The sequence below is a fragment of the Kitasatospora sp. NPDC059722 genome (genome assembly GCF_042733235.1).
Lineage (GTDB): Bacteria > Actinomycetota > Actinomycetes > Streptomycetales > Streptomycetaceae > Kitasatospora.
Window position 1 is genome coordinate 77184 of the sequence record NZ_JBHWGD010000012.1, and the last position, 14885, is coordinate 92068.

Consider the following 14885-nt stretch of genomic DNA (forward strand, 5'->3'; position numbering starts at 1 on the left):
GGGGTGCGCGGGCGTCCTGTTGTGTCCTCTCCTCCCCGTTTTGGGGGCTGCTGTGTGGTTCTGGTGGTGGGGTCTTTGCGGCCCCCGCCCCCCGGCCGGGGGGGGGGGGGCCCCCCAGGGCCGGGGATCAGCGGGCGCCGCCGGCCACGGCGGGCAGGATGGTGACGCTGTCGCCGTCGGCGACGGCGGTGGAGATGCCCTCCAGGAAGCGGACGTCCTCGTCGTTCAGGTAGACGTTGACGAAGCGGCGCAGCTCACCGCCCTCCAGCAGGCGGGCGGCGATGCCCGGGTGGCGGGCGTCGAGGTCGGTGAACAGCTCACCGAGGTTGCTGCCGGTGCCCTCGACGGCCTTGGCGCCGTCGGTGTAGGTGCGGAGGATGGTCGGGATGCGGACCTCGATGGCCATGGGTGCGCTCCTGTGCGAGTCGTGAGGTGGGTGGGCCGCAGCGGGCGCGGCGGGGTGGCGGGTTCCGGGGCGCGGCACGGCCTGCGGCGGCGGGCCCGGTGGGGCGTGGGCGGCTCAGCGCGAGCGCGCGGGCGTGCCGGGACAGATCGCACTGGCGAGCCGGCACAGGTCGACGTGCAGGCGCGCCACGAGGCGGGTGCCCGGGGCCTGGGTGCTCACATCGACGGAACGCATGGGCTCATCGTATAGATTCCCGGCCCCGCTCCGACACGTCCGTCTCGGGATCCGGATGTTTTCGTTCCCTCTGGTGAGACTCGCCGGGGATGACGGCGGCCCGCCGCCCGTCCGGTGACGGTCGGCGGGCCGTGCCCGGGCGGGTGCGGGTCAGGCCGGGTAGGCCTCGACGACCTGGACGTCTTCCTCCGTGATCTCGCCGTCCACGATGCGGAACGAGCGGAACTGGTAGGCGTCCTCGGGTCCGTTGCCCTCGGCGGTGGAGACCAGGACGTAGTGGGCGAAGGGCTCGGAGGCGTAGCTCACGTCGGTGCGCGACGGGTAGGCCTCGGTCGCGGTGTGCGAGTGGTAGACGATCACGGGTTCCTCGTCGCGGTCGTCCATCTCGCGGTAGAGCTTGAGCAGGTCGCCCGAGTCGAACTCGTAGAAGGTGGGCGAGCGGGCGGCGTTGAGCATCGGGACGAACCGCTCGGGACGGCCGCTGCCGGCCGGTCCGGCGACCACGCCGCAGGCCTCGTCCGGGTGGTCGGCGCGGGCGTGGGCGACGATCCGGTCGCGCAGTTCTCGGGTGATGGTCAGCATGCGGTCAGGATAGCCACGCCCCGGCGGCTGTCCGCCGGGGCGTCCGGGGAGCGGTCAGCGGGTCTCGTCGGCGCCGGCCGGGGCGTGCAGGTGGTCGTGCGCGACGCCGTGGACGGCCTCGGGGCGGCGGCTCTTGAGCACCTGGTAGCCGACCACGAGCACGACGGCCCAGACCGGGAAGACGTACAGCGAGATCCGGTTGTCCTCGTCGAAGCCGATCAGGATGACGACCAGGACGAGGAAGGCGAGCGCGGCCCAGCTGACCCACGCGCCGCCGGGCGCCTTGAAGGTGGGGGCCGGCAGATGGCCGGCCCGCCAGGCCTTGCGGTAGCGGATCTGGGCGATCAGGATCATCGCCCACGTCCACAGGCCGCAGACCGTGGCGACGGAGGTGATGTACTCGAACGCCCGGGCCGGGACGAGGTAGTTGAGCACCACGCCGGCGCCCATCAGGATGCAGGACAGGGTGATCGCGAAGGCCGGCGTGCGGCGGGAGTTGAGTTTGGTGAGCTGCCCGGGGGCCTGTCCGCGCAGCGCGAGGTCGCGCAGCATGCGGCCGGTGGAGTACATGCCGGAGTTGCAGGAGGACAGTGCGGCGGTGAGCACGACGAAGTTGATGATGCCGGCCGCGGCGGGGATGCCGATCTTGCCGAAGGCGGCGACGAACGGGCTGACGCCGGGCTGGAACTCGGTCCACGGTACGAGGGAGAGGATGACCACGAGGGCGCCGATGTAGAACAGCGCGATGCGCCAGGGCAGGGTGTTGATGGCGCGCGGCAGGGTCTTCTCGGGGTTCTCGCTCTCGCCCGCGGTGACGCCGACGAGTTCGACGCCCAGGTAGGCGAACATGACGATCTGCAGGGTCATCACGGTGGCGCCGATGCCCTTGGGGAAGAAGCCGCCGTCCTGCCACAGGTGGGTGATCGACGCGGTGTCACCGGCCTTGCTGAAGCCGAGGGTGAGCACGCCGATGCCGATCAGGATCATGCCGATGATGGCGGTGACCTTGACCATCGAGAACCAGAACTCGATCTCGCCGAACAGCTTCACCGAGATCAGGTTGGCCGCGTAGAGGATGACGAGGAAGGACAGGGCGCTGACCCACTGCGGGAAGCCGGGCGCCCAGAACTTCACGTACACCGCGGCGGCGGTGGTCTCCGCCATGCCGGTGACGACCCAGAACAGCCAGTACGTCCAGCCGGTCACGTAGCCGGCGAAGGGGCCGAGGAACTCGCGCGCGTACTCGGCGAAGCTGCCGGACACCGGGCGGTAGGTGAGCAGTTCGCCGAGGGCCCGCATGATCGCGAAGATCACCACGCCGGCGACGGCGTAGGAGAGGATCAGGCTCGGGCCGGACTTGGAGATCGCCGTCCCGGCGCCGAGGAACAGGCCGGTGCCGATGGCGCCGCCGATCGCGATCATCTGGATCTGGCGGCTGCCGAGTCCCCGCTCGTAGCCCTCCTCGTCCGGTGTGGCGTCGACCACTTGGTCGTACTGCTGCTCGGCCATGGTGCACCGTCCTGGGTGGGTCTCGTGGGGTGGAGAAGTCGTACCACGCAGGGTTCGGAGAGCGGTGTTCATCTGAGCGTTATTTGAGCATGACCTGGTATGGTTCGCCCGATTTGAACGGGAATGCCCCGGCAGATCGTCCACATCCTGGACAAATCAACCGGGGCACGCCCGTGATCAGGCACGATCGACCGCAGGCGGACGACCGGGGCGGCGCAAGGACCTCAGTCCGCGATCGCCTCCAGCAGCGACTCCTGGAGCGCGCCCAGCCACAGGTACGCCATGACCAGCGGCTTGCGCTCGTCGCCGTCCGGCAGGTCGTAGAGGCCCTGCTCGTCCTCCTCGGTCACCTCCAGCCGGGCACCCAGCGTCAGCCGCAGGTCGTTGAGCGCGCCCAGCCAGCGCAGGCAGTCCGGGGCGGGCAGCTTGAGCACGCCACCGCCGCCGAGGCCGTCCAGCGACCGGACGACGGACAGCGCGTCATCCCGCTTGCGGGCCCGCAGGTCGAGCTCGGTGTAGCGGCGGAACTCCGCGGCGGCCGCCTCGGCCTCCGCGTCCGCCGGCTTCGCCGGATCCCCGTAGGCGTCCGGGAAGAGCCGGGCCAGCGCCGGGTCGGTGGGAGCCTCGGTCGGCCCCTCGGCGAACAGCGCCGCCAGCGGGTCGGCGGCCTCCCCGCCCGGGCCGGGGCCGATCAGCTCCAGCATCTGCACTTCCAGCGAGCGCAGGATGGAGGCCTCGACCTCGTCCAGCGCGATCGCCGCGCTCCCGCCACCGGTGCTCTCGAACAACCCAGCCATCTGTATCGGTCAGCCCGTCTTCGTCGTCACTCGTCGTTCGCACATCGGCCGCACGCCGGCCGCACAGCGGGGATCCGCCGGGAGCCCTTGAGGTCAGTCGTGCTGCAGCGTGGCCCAGAGGCCGTAGCCGTGCATCGCCTGGACGTCGCGCTCCATCTCCTCGCGGGACCCGCTGGAGACGACCGCCCGGCCCTTGGTGTGGACGTCCATCATCAGCTTCCGCGCCTTGTCCTTCGGGTATCCGAAGTAGGCCTGGAAAACGTACTGGACGTAGCTCATCAGGTTGACCGGGTCGTTGTGCACGATGGTCACCCAGGGGGTGTCGGGCTCCGTCACCGGCAGTCCTTCGACCTCCGGGCGCTCGATCTCCACGGGCGCGACACTCACCGCCGGGTCCTCCTCGCTGCGCGTTCCCCGCGCTCGACGTCCATGCGCTTCCAGTGCCCATGCTGCCATCCGGGGGACCCCCAGGCGATTTCGCCCCGGCCCGGTCATGAGAAATCGTCAAACTGACGCTAAGTGGTAGTAGCATCATCCTCATGGACGCCACTTCAGTGCGCGCGGCCGGCTCGACCGCGCTGTTCACCGACCGCTACGAGCTCACCATGCTGCAGGCCGCCCTGCGCAGCGGGGCCGCGCACCGCCGCTCCGTCTTCGAGGTGTTCACCCGGCGGCTGCCGAACGGGCGGCGCTACGGGGTGATGGCCGGCACCGGCCGGGTGCTCGACGCGGTCGAGGACTTCCGTTTCACGCCCGCCCAGCTGGACTGGCTCGCCGGCCAGGGCGTCGTCGACGACGACACCCTGCGCTACCTCGCCGACTACCGCTTCACCGGCGACATCCACGGCTACCCCGAGGGCGAGGTCTACTTCCCCGGCTCGCCGCTGCTCACCGTCACCGGCACCTTCGCCGAGGCGGTGATCCTGGAGACCGTCATCCTCTCGATCCTCAACCACGACTCGGCGATCGCCGCCGCCGCCTCCCGGATGACCGCCGCCGCCGCCAGCCGCCCCGTCATCGAGATGGGCGCCCGCCGGGCCCACGAGCGGGCCGCCGTCTCCGCCGCCCGGGCCGCGTACGTGGCCGGGTTCGCCGCCACCTCCGACCTGGAGGCCGGCTTCACCCACGGCATCCCCACCACCGGCACGGCCGCGCACGCCTTCACCCTCGTCCACGACAGCGAGCGGGACGCCTTCCAGGCCCAGATCGCCTCCATGGGCAAGGGCACCACCCTGCTGGTCGACACCTACGACCTGCGCGAGGCCGTCCGCACCGCCGTCGAGGTGGCCGGGCCCGAACTCGGCGCCGTCCGGATCGACTCCGGCGACCTCACCCTGCTCGCCCACCGCGTCCGCCGCCAGCTCGACGAGCTCGGCGCCGAGAACACCCGGATCATCGTCACCTCCGACCTCGACGAGTACGCGATCGCCGCGCTCGCCGCCGCCCCCGTCGACGGGTACGGCGTCGGCACCAGCCTGGTCACCGGCAGCGGCCACCCGACCTGCGCCATGGTCTACAAGCTCGTCGCCCGCGCCGAGACCCCGGACGGGCCGCTGGTGCCCGTCGCCAAGCGCGCGGCCGGCGGCAAGACCAGCATCGGCGGCCGCAAGTGGGCCGCCCGCCGGCCCGACGCGGACGGCGTGGCCGAGGCCGAGGTGGTCGGCACCGGACCCGTCCCGGCCGAGCTGGAGCCGCACCTGACGCAGGTGCCGCTCGTCCTGGCCGGCGAGACGGTCGGCCGCGAACCGCTCGGCGCCGCGCGCGACCGGCACGTCCGCGCCCGGGCCGCGCTGCCGCTGTCGGCCACTCAGCTCTCCAAGGGCGACCCGGTCCTGCCGACCGAACTGCACCTCTGAGCACCGGGCGCGGGTGGCGGACGGCTCCACGGGCCTTCCGCCTCCGCGCGCCACTCCCTAGAGTCAGCCGTAGAGTTCCCATGGAGTCCCCGGGAACTCCCCGCGTACACCGTGACGACCGGCCGAGCCGGACGGCGGAGCGTACGCCCCGCGAACGATCCGCGCGCGCTCACCCGCCCGCGGGCCGGGCGCTCCCGGGGACCCCCACCACCGGGGCACCCGCTTCCACCGGACGCCCCCCACATTTCGAGGATGCGAGCCATGCACCGGGCACTGATCGTCGTCGACGTGCAGAACGACTTCTGCGAGGGCGGCAGCCTGGCCGTCGCCGGCGGCGCCGAGGTGGCCGCCGCCATCACCGACCTGATCGCCGAGTCCTCCGCCGGCTACCACCACATCCTCGCCACCCGCGACCACCACATCGACCCGGGCGACCACTTCTCCGCCGAGCCGGACTACGTCACCAGCTGGCCCGTGCACTGCGTCGCCGGCACCGAGGGCGTGGGCTTCCACCCCAACTTCGCGCCCGCCGTCATCTCCGGCGCGGTCGAGGCGGTGTTCGACAAGGGCGCCCACTCGGCCGCGTACAGCGGCTTCGAGGGGCTGGACGAGAACGGGCGCGGGCCGGTCGAGTGGCTGCGCGAGCGCCAGGTCGACGAGGTCGACGTGGTCGGCATCGCCACCGACCACTGCGTCCGGGCCACCGCGCTGGACGCGGCCAGGGCCGGGTTCACCACCCGCGTCCTGCTGGAGCTCACCGCGGGGGTCGCGGCGGGGACCACCGCCGCCGCGCTGGAGGAGCTCCGGGCGGCCGGGGTCGAGCTGGTGGGCGCTCCCGTGGTGCGCTGAGGCACCGCCAGTGCCACGGCACTAGGCGAGGAGCTAGGCGAGGAGCAGTTCCACCACGTCCGTCCCGCCCTCCCGGAAGGCCTCGCGCAGCTCGCCGCCGACGGCCTCCGGGTCGGCGGCCAGGCGCGCCCCGCTGACGTAGACCACCCGGATCCCCAGGTACTCCATCCGGTGCTGGCCCCCGCGCACCCACGCGGCCTCCCCCTCGCTGACGCAGCGCAGGTCCGAGTCCACCTCCACCGCGACGCCGCGCTCCGGCCAGTACAGGTCCGGGACGGCGATGTACGTGCCGCCGCGCATCCGCAGCTCCGGGCCGGCCAGCGGGACGGGCAGCAGCCACTCGTCCACCAGCCCGCCGAGCCGGTCCAGCACCGACTCCCGCTCGGCGGCCTGCAGTTCGTCCAGCGCCGCCCGCACCCGCGGCTCGGAGGTCAGCCCCGACTCGGCCAGTTCGGCCGCCAACTCCCGCACCGTGCACCGGCCCTCGGGCCGCGACACGGCCTCCCGCAGCACCGCCCGGACCGGCGCCGGGGCCATCCCGTCCGCCGTCCACTCGCACAGCGCGTCGGCCACCGCCCTGGCCACCGGCGCACAGGCCAGGCCGTGCACCGAGCGGGCCACCAACTCCCGTTCGGTGCGCCGGATCCGCACCTCGCCGACGTCCTTCAGGCGGCGCTGGCGCGGCACCAGGACGTCCACCCCGGTGACGGCCGGCAGCCGCGGCACGGCGGCGAAGCCGTACAGCGCGAGCGCCGCCGTGCCGGTGATCACCGCGCCCTCGCGGCGGCCCTCCTCGCGGCCGTTCTGCGCCGCGTACAGCAGCGCGGCCCACATCCGCTGCTCCGGCGTGGGCTCCCCGACCTGCAGCAGGTACACCCGGGGCAGGACGCGCTGCCAGGGTCCGCCCCGGCGGCAGTGCTCGGTGATGAGACGAGCCGGCACGCCCCGGGCGCGCAGCTGGCTAGCGGTGACGACGTTCTGCTGACGCTTCGCCAGCTCCTCCAGGGACGGCGGCGGCGAGGGGATGCGGTAGGTCATGCCGACACCATCCCCAACCGCCCGGACCTGCGAGCCACCGCCTGACGCACTGTTACCCAACCGTCGCGAAACCGGGACCAGCCCGCACTAAAGTCCCCATACCCTCACTCTTTCGGAGTAATGGATGCCAATATGCTTGTCCTATCTGATCGAAAACGATCACCGACCAGGTCGTCTGACCGAGGGTGACCAAAGGCATACGGCGAGACACCCTCCAGGCGTCACTCCCGCCCGCCGGATTGCCTAGGCTTACGTCATGTCACGTGACGAGACCGCAGGCCTCCGCGCGGCCCAACTCCGCCTCGGCCGCCTGCCCGGATACGTCCGCCGCCCGGACCCGGCCCGCCGCAGCGGCGAACAGGGCCATACGTACAAGAAGGGGTGGGAGGTCCGCTTCACCGCCCGCAGCGAAGCCGAGATAGCGGAGATCCGCGACCTCGTCGTCGCCGCCGGCTTCGCCCCCGCCAGACCCTTCTTCAAGGGCCACCAGCTCATCCAGCCCGTCTACGGCATGGCCGCCGTCCAGGCCTACCTGGCGGCGAGACAGGCGGCCGAGGAGCACGCCGCACGCACCGCCCTCGGCCGCCGACGACGCGTCACCGGCGCGCACTCCACCCACCCCTGCGAGGAGAGCGCGGGCACGACCGCCGCCGCCGCGAGCGCCGCCGGAGCCGCCGCCGCGGCAGCCGCACAGCTCGCCCGCCGACGGGCCATCGAAACCTTCCCCGCCCAGACCGAACGCAGCACCGCCGCGGACGACCGCATCTCCCCCGTGGAGGCCCGCCCGCATCACTGACGGACCGTCAACCTCTCCACGCCCCGGGCAGCATGCCCCCGGGGCGTGGCCGCACCACCCCCGGACGCCGGGAATCGGGCGCCCCGGTCGTGCGTGCGGTTGCGCGCGCACGCCTTCGCGCCGTAGGCGTGGACGCAGGCCGCCGCAAGGCCTACGGTGGCACATCAACCGCCGCGCGACCCACGCCGACCTCACCGACAGCACGCCCCCGCACACCTCTGACCAGCCTCGACACGCTCACCCCCACGCCCCAGCGGCACTGCGCACCACCCTCCCGCCGATCCCCCCGCCGCCGCCGCACCGGCCGCGCCCGCACCGCGCCGCACCCGCCGGCACGGGAACCGGCCGAGCGGCGGCGGGATCCGGGCATTCCATCCGATTGGTCACCCAGCGCACCGAGGGCCTACCGTAGAGTGAGCACAGATGATCGACCGTCAGACACCCATCTCCCTTGCCGAGAAGCCGAGATGACCAACCGCCACCCGAGCTCCGCCGAGCCGCCCCCGAGGCCCGGCGAACCCGCCGGCCCACCGGGCCGGGCACCGGCCGACGCGCCCACGGGCGTGCCCGCGGGCGCCTCCGCGCGCACGCCCGCGGACCTGCCCGCAGACCTGCCCGCGGACCTCGCCGTCGACCTTCCGCTCGTCCTGCCCGCGGACGTGCCGGTGGACTTCGCCGCCTTCTGCGAACTCCACCGCCCGCGGTACCTCAGCTACGCCCGGGTCTGGCTCCCCGACCGCACCGAGGCGGCCACCGCGGTCCAACAGGCCTTCGCCGAAATCGCCGTCCACTGGCGCGAGTTGCTCGGCACCGCCAACCCCACCGCACACGCCTGGCAGATCCTGCGCGGCACCGTCGCCGAACACACGCGCCGACCCGTGCCCGCCACCCCGCAGCGCCACCCCGCCGACGACGACCTGGCGATCCTCCACTACGTCGTCGGCCTCGCCGCACCCGAGATCGCCGACGTCATCGGCACCGACACCGCCAGCGTGGCCGGCCGGCTCCGCCGCACCATGCACCGCGAGGCCTCCGGCTGGTGAGGCACTACGCGTGCCGCACGCCGGTCACGTCGAACAGGTGGTGCACCGGGTCGTGGACCAGGTAGCGGGAGAACGACTCCACCGTGAACCGCGCCCCGTCACTCCGGCTCCCGGTCCGCCGCCACTGCTCCTCCCCCGCCACCGCGTCGAACGCCGCCGCCAGCACCTCGGCCGCCGCCACCAGCTCCTCCGCCACCACGGCGGGGCTCTGCTCCCCGTACCGCTCGGCGACGGCCGTCTCGTCCTGGTCCCAGTTGGCGAACAGCGGCCCGTCCTGCGTCAGCATCAGCCCCAGCCGCACGTGGAACAGCCGGAACACGTCCCGCACGTGGCACGCGTACTCCAGCGCCGACCACACCCCCGGCGCCGGCCGCCGGCGCACCGCGGCCCCGTCCGCCCCCAGCAGCGCCACCCAACCCGCCGCGTTCGCCCGGATCATGCCCGCGACGTCCTCCCGGACGACGGCCGGCGTCTCCAGCCCGCACTCCGGACAGGCGCGCTCCAGCACCCAGGTCCAGTCCTTGACGTCCGGCACGATGGCGGCGGTGTTCCCCGAATCACTCATGCCCCCAGCATGGAACCCGGCACACAGCCCCGACCAGCACCATTGCCGCCAACACCCACCGAATTGCCGCCACGGCACCTACCCCCGCCGCACCCGCCACCACACCCACCCGGCAAGCCCCCCGACGAGCAGAACCCCACCCCCGACGAGCCCCCACACGACCCGGTACCACCCGGCCGACGCAGCAGCCCGGGGAACGACGGGCCCAGGGGTGTCGTCAGCGGACCGGGCATCGGGATACTGAGACTCCGCCCGGTGCACCAACGGATTCTCACGCGGCCCACCGTCGACGGCGGGATTCGCCTCCAGGGCCTTGGCCGGCGCGAGGATCCCGTACCCGTACCTGCCGTTCGGCACAGCCGACGCATCGGCCGGCGCCGACGCCGACGTGATCATCCGGTTGATCACCTGCCCCGCCGACAACCCGGGGTAGGCGGCCCGGACGAGCGCGGCGGTGGCGGAGACGTAAGCGGCGGCATCCGAGGTCCCGTTGGCCGCGCCATAGCCGACGGAAGACTTCACGCTCGCGCGGTAGATATCGGCCCCCGGAGCGGTCAGGGTGGTCTCGGGCCCGTAGCTCGACTTCTCCCACAGGCGCCCTTGCCGGTCCACCGCGCCGACGGCGACCACTCCGGGAAACGCCGCCGGATACTCGACCCGGCCGGCCTGGTCTCCGCTGTTCCCGGTCGACGCCACGAGGACCACGTCCTTGTCGACGGCGTACTTCACCGCCGCCCGTGTCTCGTCGTCGGCTCCCGGGAATCCACCGATCGACAGATTGACCACCCCGGCCCCACGATCGACGGCGAACCGGATCGCCTTCGCCACCTCTGCCTGGCCAGCGGTACTCCCGGCCGTCCAGCTCACCCGGACCGGCAGGATCCGCGCCTTCGGCGCGAGACCCATGATCCCGGCCCCGTCGCCGTGGCCGTGCCCGGCGATGAGGCTCGCCATCCCGGTGCCGTGGCCGTCCCGGTCGATCGTGCCGTCACCGCTCTCGCCGGAGAAGTCCGCACCGGAGAGGACCTGTCCGGAAAGATCCTGATGGTCCTTCATGACGCCGCTGTCGATGACGGCGACCGTGACGCCGTCCCCCTGCGAGACCGGCCAGAGCGCCGATTCGGCCTTGTAGTCGGTGAGGACCCACTGGCCGTCGCGGGCGGCGTCCGTGAAGGCGGGGCCCGCACCGAGCCCAACGACCACCGCCGTCACCGCCGCCACAGCCGCTCCGCGCACAAGCCGCGCGTTCCTCAAGCCCGGTCACCCCACTCAGCGCCACGGCCACCCCGGGACTCGCAGAACGCCGAGGGTACCGACCGACTCACCTGATCACCTGAAGACCCCGGTCATTTCACCACGTTCGGGTTCACCACCGGGTCCGACGCCCAGGTCTCCTCGTCCTCGACCAGGTAGTCCGGGCGCCTCCCGCCTCGTTCCTTCTCCTTCGCCGCCCCGTTGGCACCGCCGTACGGGACGAACGGCGAGCGGGTAGGCTCCGGGCCACCGGCCGGCTCCGGAATGATCCGATTACGCATCCCCAGACCGGATCCCCCTTCGGTGAAAGCACCCCGGCCCCGGGGCGCCGCTTGCCCGAGCGGCCCACCTCCGGGGCGTTCCCCGGGACCCACCACGATTCCCCCTGTGCGACCGGCCCCCGTACGCCGTCCTTCAGCGACCGGAGCGCCACCGTGGATGCCCTCGGATGCCTCCGCGCTGCCGCCGCGCTCGGGAAGGGGCTGCAGCTTCCCGAAGAACCCTGGCGCACCGGGCGCCGGTACACCCCGACCGATCGACCCGAGCCCGTCGCTCTCGCCACCCTTCCGCGGCCCCGGATCGACACCCGGCCCCGTCATAGGCTGGTTCGAGCCGCTGACCATCGACGTCCTCGCAGCGTCGATCCCGGTAGCCGCGCCACCCTCGACCCGCCTCGGCCGGTCGGGAACCTCCCCGACCCTGGCCACCGGGGCCACTGCCCCACTTGCTCCCGCCTTCTGCGGCCTCGCTCGGCCGTCTCCACCGCCGGATCCACGTCCCGGTGAGGCCGGCCCGGGTTCGGGACGCGCGACAGCTCCACCGAATTGGCCGCCGCCCACCCCACCGACCAGGCCGGCCACAGCCGCGACGCCGACCTGATCGCCGGCCGTCATATCGGTGAAGTCGTCGCGTCCACCCGGCTTCGGTGGCTCACCCAGTGGGCTGGGCGCCTTCAGCATCGGGGTTGCCGTGCGGTAGTGCATGGCTAGGGTCTGCATGACGGTGGCGGCTTCGGCCTTCTTGCGGGCGGCCAGCGGGGTGGGGTCGTCGTCGGTGAAGGTGGTGACGGCGTCCTTGAACTGGGCCCAATTGCCGGGTTCTTCGGGCATGTCGCGTTTCGCCTTGGCGATGGCGTCGGCGACGTGGTGGAGGGTGTTGGCCGCGTCGTTGGCGTAGGCGGCGGCGTGGTTGATGCGCTCGGCGAGGTGGAGCATGCGGGTGTGGAAGGCGTCGCTGGTGGTGCCTTCCCAGGTCGTGGCGGCTTCGGTGCTGGCGCGGGTGAGGGTGGTGCGGATGGCCTTGAGGGTGTCGGCGGCGCGGCGCCAGGGGTCGCCGGCGGCCATGACCTCGCCGGGGTTGAGGGCGTGGACCATGGCGCGCAGCTGGGTGTGGCTGTACGTGCCGAAGTCGGTGTAGGCCACGGGCGATTCGCCTCCGTTCGTCAGCGGTCGGACTTGCCGCCGTGGTGGGCGGGCGGGGCGGTGGTCCGCTGGTAGGCGGCCTGGCTGGTGGCGGAGGGGGCGGCCACGGACCAGCCGTCGGAGGCGAGTTGGAGCGTGCCCGCGGTGTGCCGTTCGTGTTCCTCGTAGGTGGTGGCGGTGAGTTCGGCCTTCTTCTGGGCTTCGTCGACGGCCTGTTGGAGCTGGTTGAGGATGTCGCGGAGCGCGTCGCGCATGGTGTCGTAGCGGCCGTGGAGTTCGGTGGCCTCGGCGAAGGTGCCGAGGGCGGTGCGACCGATGGTGCTCTGGCCGTGGGTGGTGGTGCCGTCGGCGCGGTGCTGGAACTCGGCGAGGAGGAGCCGCACTTGGGCGGCGAAGGCGCGGAGCTGTTCGACCTCGACCCGGTAGCCCCGCCCCGCGGCGCCTTTGGGCCCCGTGCCCGTGCCTGTTCCCGTGTCAGTGCCCGCGGCCATCGGCGGCGCCTCCCCGGTACGTCCGTTTGACTAGGCCATGTCTAACACACGTGCGCCGCACCAACCCCGTTGTGACATCAGTTCGTTGACGCCGCCTGCGCCGCCGTCAGCGCTCCGCGGCAGAGGTGGTCGGCGTGGCGGGTGGTTTCGGGGAGGCGGTAGCGGCGGGCGAGGTGGAGGGTGGTGGCGACGGCGGTGTCGAGGCCGATGCGGTGGCCGACGGAGACGAAGACGGGCTTGACGCCGGGCTGGGTGCGGAGGGCCCGGCCGACCTCCTCGCCGGTGGCGGGGTCGGTGAGGGGGCTGGTGGAGCCGCGCGGGGTGTCGGGGGCGTCGTGGTCGAAGGTGAACGGGGTCTTGGCGACGCCGAGGGTGCGCAGGCCGGTGAGGACGCCGAGGTGGCTGGCGAGGCCGAGGCGGCGGGGGTGGGCGAGGCCGTAGCCGTCGCAGACGACGAGGTCGGGGGTGCGGGTGAGGCCGGCGAGGGCGTCGAGGACGGCGGGGATCTCGCGGAAGGCGAGGAGCCCGGGGACGTACGGGAAGGGGATCCGCCCGGCGGCGGTGGCCTGCTCGACGACGTCGAGGGTGTCGGCGTCGAGGAGGACGGCGGCCGCGACGACGAGGTCCCGGTCGTCGTCGTAGGCGACGTCGACGCCGGCGACGAGCCGTACGGCGGCGGCGTCCGGGTCGTCGTGGGCCTGGACGAGCGGCCGGAGGCGCTCCTGTTCGGCGCGGGCCTCGGCCTCGGTGGTGGGCCAGTCGGCGGGGATGGGCACGGGCGGTTCCCCCTGAAGAGTGAAGGGTCGGTCCCGATCACCGTACCGAGGGGCCCGGACGACCCCGGGGTGAGCCCGTGCGCCCCCCGTGCCCCGGGGCCGCCGGCTTAGCCTGGACTTACCGAACTCCTGTTCCGGGTAGGACTCCTGGCGGCCTGCACCACCACGCCGGCCAGATCCCCCCGACCGCCCGTTTCCCCCGACGTGCGAAGGACCCCGCCATGCCGCGTCCGTCCGCTGCCCAGCTATTCCTCGGTACGTTCACCGTCGTCGCCGCCACCGTGGCGCTGCTGGCCGTCTCGGGCGCCTCGGGCGTCCTGGAGGTCGCGGTGCTGGTGGGGTTCGCCCTGGCGCTCGGCACGCTGGTGGCGCTGCTGCCCCTGCCGTCGAGGTCCGGGCGGACGGCCCGGGTGCCGGCGCCGGCCGGGCACGAGTACGCCCGGCAGCGCTGATCCGCCGCCGGGCGTCCCGCTCGGGCGTCGCCGCTCCACCGGTCAGGCCGTGGAGACCACCACGGTCTTCGCGGCCTTGTCGTGGATGCACTGGCGGTAGGGCTTGTCGAAGACGCCGAAGAGCCCGTCGATGATCCACCACAGGACGGCGCAGCAGAGCACGGCGGGGAGGATGTAGACGGCGGCACGGGTCCAGGCGGCGGACTGGGTGGGCGAGTTGCCGTCGATGAGCATGGCGACGCGGACCTTCATCGCCTTCTTGCCGAGGGTCTGGCCGTCCCGGCCGAGCATGAGGCCCTCGTAGACGAGGTAGAGGGCGCAGGCGAGCCAGAACGCGCCGGTCTCGCCGGAGCGGTCGCCGAGGCTCGCGAAGGGCAGGACGAGGAGCACGCCGATCACCTGGACGAGCAGGTAGTCGATGATCCGGGCGAGGATCCGGTTGGGCCAGCTGCCGATCGGTGGCATCCCGGGCACCGGTCCGGCGCCGGGGGATCCGTAGGCGTTCGGGTCGTGGCCGGGCGGGTTCTGGCCGTAGGGGTCCTGTCCGTACGGCGGCCGGCCGTAGGTCTGCTGCCCGTACGGGGCCTGGCCGTAACCGGGTGCGTCCTGGGGCGTGCCACCGTACGTGCCGCCGTACGCGCCGGGGCGGTCCTGGGGGGTGTCGGCGGGCGGCGGGTTTCCGTACGGGTCCGACGGCGTGCCTTCCGGCGTGCCGCCGCCCGGCTGCGGGGACTGCTTGTCGAAGGAGGGCTTGCCGCCCCCCTCCGGCTGAGGGCCTGAGGGGTCGTGGGTACTCATGCCCCGAGTAGAACATCA

At 72.9% G+C, this 14885-nt stretch carries 18 protein-coding genes; 5 read left to right on the forward strand and 13 right to left on the reverse strand.

Features of this window, described 5'->3' with window-relative positions:
* Window positions 1–127: 127 nt before the first annotated feature.
* From ACFV4F_RS10495 to clpS, 6 genes are all read right to left on the reverse strand, one after another.
* Window positions 128–406, reverse strand: a complete 279-nt coding sequence (locus ACFV4F_RS10495) for a MoaD/ThiS family protein (protein ID WP_218200404.1) — start codon at window positions 404–406, stop codon at window positions 128–130.
* A 114-nt stretch (window positions 407–520) separates the two neighbouring features.
* The gene (locus tag ACFV4F_RS10500; RefSeq protein ID WP_327677307.1) at window positions 521–640 is read right to left on the reverse strand and encodes a putative leader peptide; all 120 of its coding nucleotides are present in this window, start codon (window positions 638–640) and stop codon (window positions 521–523) included.
* A gap of 150 nt (window positions 641–790) precedes the next feature.
* Entirely contained in the window at window positions 791–1222 is a 432-nt protein-coding gene (locus ACFV4F_RS10505) for a Mov34/MPN/PAD-1 family protein (RefSeq protein WP_380435140.1), read from the reverse strand.
* Window positions 1223–1276: 54 nt separating this feature from the next.
* Window positions 1277–2731 (reverse strand): amino acid permease, encoded by a 1455-nt coding sequence (locus ACFV4F_RS10510; RefSeq protein WP_380435139.1) that lies wholly within the window; start codon window positions 2729–2731, stop codon window positions 1277–1279.
* 224 nt (window positions 2732–2955) lie between these two features.
* Window positions 2956–3528: a DUF2017 domain-containing protein gene (locus tag ACFV4F_RS10515; protein ID WP_380435138.1), complete on the reverse strand. Its 573-nt coding sequence runs from the start codon at window positions 3526–3528 to the stop codon at window positions 2956–2958.
* Window positions 3529–3621: 93 nt separating this feature from the next.
* The gene (gene clpS, locus ACFV4F_RS10520; protein WP_280680041.1) at window positions 3622–3915 is read right to left on the reverse strand and encodes an ATP-dependent Clp protease adapter ClpS; all 294 of its coding nucleotides are present in this window, start codon (window positions 3913–3915) and stop codon (window positions 3622–3624) included.
* Between the two features lie 152 nt (window positions 3916–4067).
* On the opposite strand from clpS, the gene ACFV4F_RS10525 reads away from it, so the two are divergent.
* Together ACFV4F_RS10525 and ACFV4F_RS10530 are read left to right on the forward strand one after the other, a co-directional pair.
* Window positions 4068–5384, forward strand: coding sequence for a nicotinate phosphoribosyltransferase (locus ACFV4F_RS10525; RefSeq protein WP_380501551.1), 1317 nt, complete (start codon window positions 4068–4070; stop codon window positions 5382–5384).
* Window positions 5385–5645: 261 nt separating this feature from the next.
* Window positions 5646–6233, forward strand: a complete 588-nt coding sequence (locus tag ACFV4F_RS10530; RefSeq protein ID WP_380435136.1) for an isochorismatase family protein — start codon at window positions 5646–5648, stop codon at window positions 6231–6233.
* Between the two features lie 33 nt (window positions 6234–6266).
* Here ACFV4F_RS10530 and ACFV4F_RS10535 read toward each other — a convergent pair whose 3' ends face one another.
* The gene (locus tag ACFV4F_RS10535; RefSeq protein WP_380501553.1) at window positions 6267–7271 is read right to left on the reverse strand and encodes a hypothetical protein; all 1005 of its coding nucleotides are present in this window, start codon (window positions 7269–7271) and stop codon (window positions 6267–6269) included.
* A 256-nt stretch (window positions 7272–7527) separates the two neighbouring features.
* On the opposite strand from ACFV4F_RS10535, the gene ACFV4F_RS10540 reads away from it, so the two are divergent.
* Entirely contained in the window at window positions 7528–8067 is a 540-nt protein-coding gene (locus ACFV4F_RS10540; RefSeq protein WP_380435134.1) for a hypothetical protein, read from the forward strand.
* 467 nt (window positions 8068–8534) lie between these two features.
* Entirely contained in the window at window positions 8535–9110 is a 576-nt protein-coding gene (locus ACFV4F_RS10545; RefSeq protein WP_380501555.1) for an RNA polymerase sigma factor, read from the forward strand.
* A gap of 4 nt (window positions 9111–9114) precedes the next feature.
* Here ACFV4F_RS10545 and ACFV4F_RS10550 read toward each other — a convergent pair whose 3' ends face one another.
* From ACFV4F_RS10550 to ACFV4F_RS10570, 5 genes are all read right to left on the reverse strand, one after another.
* On the reverse strand, window positions 9115–9675 hold the full coding sequence (locus ACFV4F_RS10550; RefSeq protein WP_380435132.1) for a DinB family protein: 561 nt from the start codon (window positions 9673–9675) through the stop codon (window positions 9115–9117).
* 78 nt (window positions 9676–9753) lie between these two features.
* On the reverse strand, window positions 9754–10896 hold the full coding sequence (gene mycP, locus ACFV4F_RS10555; RefSeq protein ID WP_380501557.1) for a type VII secretion-associated serine protease mycosin: 1143 nt from the start codon (window positions 10894–10896) through the stop codon (window positions 9754–9756).
* 125 nt (window positions 10897–11021) lie between these two features.
* Window positions 11022–12350, reverse strand: a complete 1329-nt coding sequence (locus ACFV4F_RS10560; RefSeq protein WP_380501559.1) for a WXG100 family type VII secretion target — start codon at window positions 12348–12350, stop codon at window positions 11022–11024.
* Between the two features lie 20 nt (window positions 12351–12370).
* Window positions 12371–12841 (reverse strand): hypothetical protein, encoded by a 471-nt coding sequence (locus tag ACFV4F_RS10565; protein ID WP_380501561.1) that lies wholly within the window; start codon window positions 12839–12841, stop codon window positions 12371–12373.
* Between the two features lie 77 nt (window positions 12842–12918).
* Window positions 12919–13617 (reverse strand): endonuclease V, encoded by a 699-nt coding sequence (locus ACFV4F_RS10570; RefSeq protein WP_380501563.1) that lies wholly within the window; start codon window positions 13615–13617, stop codon window positions 12919–12921.
* 221 nt (window positions 13618–13838) lie between these two features.
* Here ACFV4F_RS10570 and ACFV4F_RS10575 point away from each other — a divergent pair, with 221 nt between their 5' ends.
* Window positions 13839–14069, forward strand: coding sequence for a hypothetical protein (locus ACFV4F_RS10575; protein WP_380501565.1), 231 nt, complete (start codon window positions 13839–13841; stop codon window positions 14067–14069).
* A 42-nt stretch (window positions 14070–14111) separates the two neighbouring features.
* On the opposite strand, the gene ACFV4F_RS10580 is transcribed toward ACFV4F_RS10575, so the two are convergent.
* Complete coding sequence (locus tag ACFV4F_RS10580; RefSeq protein ID WP_380501567.1) at window positions 14112–14867, reverse strand: RDD family protein; 756 nt, start codon at window positions 14865–14867, stop codon at window positions 14112–14114.
* Window positions 14868–14885: the final 18 nt, after the last annotated feature.

Bases quoted from the DNA above. Each gene is read 5' to 3' on its own strand.
- ACFV4F_RS10550 (WP_380435132.1), bottom strand. From the start codon at position 9,675: ATGAGTGATTCGGGGAACACCGCCGCCATCGTGCCGGACGTCAAGGAC.
- ACFV4F_RS10580 (WP_380501567.1), bottom strand. From the start codon at position 14,867: ATGAGTACCCACGACCCCTCAGGCCCTCAGCCGGAGGGGGGCGGCAAG.
- ACFV4F_RS10525 (WP_380501551.1), top strand. From the start codon at position 4,068: ATGGACGCCACTTCAGTGCGCGCGGCCGGCTCGACCGCGCTGTTCACC.
- ACFV4F_RS10540 (WP_380435134.1), top strand. From the start codon at position 7,528: ATGTCACGTGACGAGACCGCAGGCCTCCGCGCGGCCCAACTCCGCCTC.
- ACFV4F_RS10515 (WP_380435138.1), bottom strand. From the start codon at position 3,528: ATGGCTGGGTTGTTCGAGAGCACCGGTGGCGGGAGCGCGGCGATCGCG.
- ACFV4F_RS10535 (WP_380501553.1), bottom strand. From the start codon at position 7,271: ATGACCTACCGCATCCCCTCGCCGCCGCCGTCCCTGGAGGAGCTGGCG.
- ACFV4F_RS10530 (WP_380435136.1), top strand. From the start codon at position 5,646: ATGCACCGGGCACTGATCGTCGTCGACGTGCAGAACGACTTCTGCGAG.
- ACFV4F_RS10565 (WP_380501561.1), bottom strand. From the start codon at position 12,841: ATGGCCGCGGGCACTGACACGGGAACAGGCACGGGCACGGGGCCCAAA.
- ACFV4F_RS10575 (WP_380501565.1), top strand. From the start codon at position 13,839: ATGCCGCGTCCGTCCGCTGCCCAGCTATTCCTCGGTACGTTCACCGTC.
- ACFV4F_RS10495 (WP_218200404.1), bottom strand. From the start codon at position 406: ATGGCCATCGAGGTCCGCATCCCGACCATCCTCCGCACCTACACCGAC.
- ACFV4F_RS10510 (WP_380435139.1), bottom strand. From the start codon at position 2,731: ATGGCCGAGCAGCAGTACGACCAAGTGGTCGACGCCACACCGGACGAG.
- ACFV4F_RS10545 (WP_380501555.1), top strand. From the start codon at position 8,535: ATGACCAACCGCCACCCGAGCTCCGCCGAGCCGCCCCCGAGGCCCGGC.
- ACFV4F_RS10505 (WP_380435140.1), bottom strand. From the start codon at position 1,222: ATGCTGACCATCACCCGAGAACTGCGCGACCGGATCGTCGCCCACGCC.
- ACFV4F_RS10500 (WP_327677307.1), bottom strand. From the start codon at position 640: ATGCGTTCCGTCGATGTGAGCACCCAGGCCCCGGGCACCCGCCTCGTG.